Below are 3,095 nucleotides of genomic sequence, written 5' to 3' on the forward strand. Positions count from 1 at the left end.
CGTGCATGAGAATAGACGCGAGCAGCGCTCGGTGCTGGTGCAGGAGCTGCGTGTTTGCAACTGTTCACCCTGCAGCAACAACTGTTCATCTCCGGTAACAGCCGAGTAACAGTGGCAGCCCTTTAAGCGCCTCCCGGCCGCTCCGAAACGGCCGTGAAGTGCGCAAACGTGTTGGTCTTGGTCGGGTGACGGCCGTCTCACGCAGATTGGGCTCGGTGCGGGGCGCGCGCAGCCGGCCGAGTCGTGGCCGTGCGGAGCGAAAAAAATCTAGCCGCGGATAACCTCCGCAGACGGTCGGCAATAGGGCTTCAGCTGGGCATTTGTGCCTCGAACAGGTTGCCGGTGGGCCGAGCCGCGACGCGCAGCGGCCGGCGTCGGTGGCCGAGCGTTTCAGGGTGCCGCCCGGCCTCGGGCGTGGCTAGTATCTGGCCATGCCGTTCACCAGCGGCTCGACCTTCACTGGATACAGCGTCCTACGGCTTTTGGGCCGTGGGGATACGGGCGAGGTGTATCTCGCTCAGCATCCGCGGTTACCGCACTGGAACGCCCTGAAGGTCTTGCCTGCCGCGCTGACCGAAGACCGCGAGTTTCGTGACAGGTTCATGCGCGAGACCCCGATCGCGACAAGCCTCTATCACCCCCACATCCTGGGAGTCGAGTATCGCGGCGAGTCCGACGGACAGTTGTGGGTCACGATGGACTACGTCAAAGGCATCAGTGCCGCGGAGTTGATCGCCAGCCGATACCCGAGCGGAATGCCGGCCGGTGAGGTCCTGGCGGTCGTGACAGCCGTCGGCGACGCGCTCGACTACGCACACAGCCGGGGCATGCTGCACCGCGTCGTCAAACCCAGCAACATCCTGTTCACCAACCCGGCCGACGGTGAGCAACAGATTTTGCTCACCGACTTCGGGCTTGCTCCACAACTCGGCGACCCGGACGGGCCGGACCTCACCGGCGAGGCGGTGGCCTACGCGGCACCTGAGCAGTTGACCGGGTCCGACATCGATGGTCGCGCAGACCAGTATTCGCTTGCGGCCACCGCGTATTTCCTGCTGACCGGCGCGCCGCCTTTCCAGCAGTCCAATCCTGTCGCCGTGATCAGCCAGCACCTGACCGCGCAGCCGCCCAGCCTGCGAGACCGACGCCCCGATGTCGCGCGGCTGGACAGTGTGTTCGCCGTCGCGCTCGCCAAAAACCCCCGCGATCGGTTCGGCAGCTGCCGTGCGTTCGCGGACGCCATGAGCCACGGTGCCGGGGCGTGGACCGGGGATCGCAGCCCGGAGGCCTACCTCACGGTCGTCGACTATCCCGAGGACCACGACGCACTCCACGCGCAACCCGCAGCGCAAGGAGCGGCTGAGTCGGCAGCGGCCGCCTTCTTCCCGACGTGGGCCAAGACCGTGCAGCGCCTGGCGCAGCATCATCAGAAAACGGAAAAGGAAGTCGCCGTTGACGATTCGATAAAGCCGGCCAAGCCCCCACGCAGTCGGTGGCCTTGGGTTATTGGGCTGGGTACCGCAGCGGCGTCGCTTGCCCTGGGCCTGGTCGCGGTCGGCGTCATCATCGGTCGTGACAACGACAACGGCATGCACGCTGCCGGCGCCCTGGGACCCATTCGTAACCCGGCGCCGAAAGCGGCGCCCCCGGCCAGCGCACATGATTTCCCCATCGCAGGCGAGGCGCTGGACGGGTCGTACCGGATCGACGTCAACCGCGCCGACCAGACCTATAACGGTGCCGCCGACCCGCAACCGCCGAACGTCAACACCTGGTGGGCTTTCCGAACGGCGTGCACGCCGAAATCCTGTGTGGCAACCGGGGCCATGCTCGACGAGACCGGCCACCTACAGCTGAGCGAAACCGGGGGCAGCAAGTCCGTCGTGATGGACTTCCATAACGGCGCCTGGCAGTCGAGACCGGACACGATGCTGTTCGCGTGCTTGGGACCGAATGGGGCTACGGCCAAACAGACCACCACACAGGCGATTTCGTTGCGGCAAGACCATGGGGCACTTCGCGGCAAGATGACCGTCATGGTCGAAAGCAACGAGTGCGGCCAGCAAGGCGCGACGATCGAAATCCCGGCGGTTGCGTCTCGTGTCGCAGATGTTCCCCCCGGGGTCGAAGTGCCCAACCCGCCAAGTGAACTTCCCCCTCCCCCGGCGCAGGGCAGGCCGCCTCGCTGACAAACCAGGCGCGGTTCAGCCGAACCGCAGCGGTAACTGAGTGAGCGCGAACGTCTTACTGGGAAACTTGATCTCAGGGTGGTAGTCCGGCGCCAACGCGAATTCGGGTATTCGCTTGAGCCATTCGTCGACGATCACCGTCAGTTCCATGCGCGCCAGGTGAGAGCCCAGGCAGCGGTGCGGCCCGCCGCCAAATCCCCAGTGCCGGTGCACTTTACCGTCCATGACCAGTTCATCGGTGGAGATCGAGTCGCTGCCGTCGCGATTGATCGCAGCCATGCAGAGATGCACCGAAGATCCCGCGGGCAGTGTCATACCGCCGACGACGGTGGTTTGGGTCAGTACCCGTGGCGCCACCGGCGCCGACGGCTCCAATCGGACGATCTCCTCGATGAAAACCCTTATCTGCCTTTGATTACCGCGCAACTGTTCGCGAAGCGCCGGTCTGCGCGCCAGCTCCAGCAGCGAGAAGCCGATCGCCGCGGTCACTGTGTCCAGCCCGGCCAGGATCAGCAGATGGCTCATTCCCAGCAATTCGAGATCGGTGAAGTCGCCGTCACCGGTCATCACCGCCGACAGCATGTCTGAACCCGGGTCCTCCCGGCGCTGCTGGATTGCGTCGGCGAGGTATTGGTAAAGGGCGCGTGCCGGCGCGATGTCGGCTTCGGTGACATAGGGTTTGTCGGCTATCACCGCGTCTTTCCAGGCGATCAGGCGATCGCGGTCCTCCAGCGGCAGACCGTAGAGGTCGAGGAACACCTGGAATGGGTAGATGCTCGCCAGGTCTTTCATTGCATCGCACTCGCCCCGGCCGGCGAGCGCGTCAATCATGTCAGCGGCATGGCGAACCAGCACCGGCCGTGACTTGCTCAGTCCGAGCGGGCTGAAAAACGGCTGCAGGATTTT

The 3,095-nt window shown here is 64.9% G+C and carries 2 protein-coding genes; one reads left to right on the forward strand and one right to left on the reverse strand.

Annotated elements, in window-relative coordinates:
* The first annotated feature begins 431 nt into the window (after positions 1 to 431).
* Positions 432 to 2,189 (forward strand): serine/threonine-protein kinase, encoded by a 1,758-nt coding sequence (locus WAO18_RS23070; RefSeq protein ID WP_422208549.1) that lies wholly within the window; start codon positions 432 to 434, stop codon positions 2,187 to 2,189.
* A 15-nt stretch (positions 2,190 to 2,204) separates the two neighbouring features.
* Here the strand turns inward: WAO18_RS23070 and WAO18_RS23075 are convergent.
* Positions 2,205 to 3,095: cytochrome P450 (locus WAO18_RS23075; protein WP_422208550.1), on the reverse strand; the 891-nt coding region annotated here is incomplete at its 5' end.

It is taken from the genome of Mycobacterium sp., from assembly GCF_049278535.1.
Classification (GTDB): Bacteria; Actinomycetota; Actinomycetes; order Mycobacteriales; family Mycobacteriaceae; genus Mycobacterium.

Excerpts from the sequence above, each read along its gene's own strand:
- WAO18_RS23070 (WP_422208549.1), top strand. The coding sequence starts at position 432 with ATGCCGTTCACCAGCGGCTCGACCTTCACTGGATACAGCGTCCTACGG.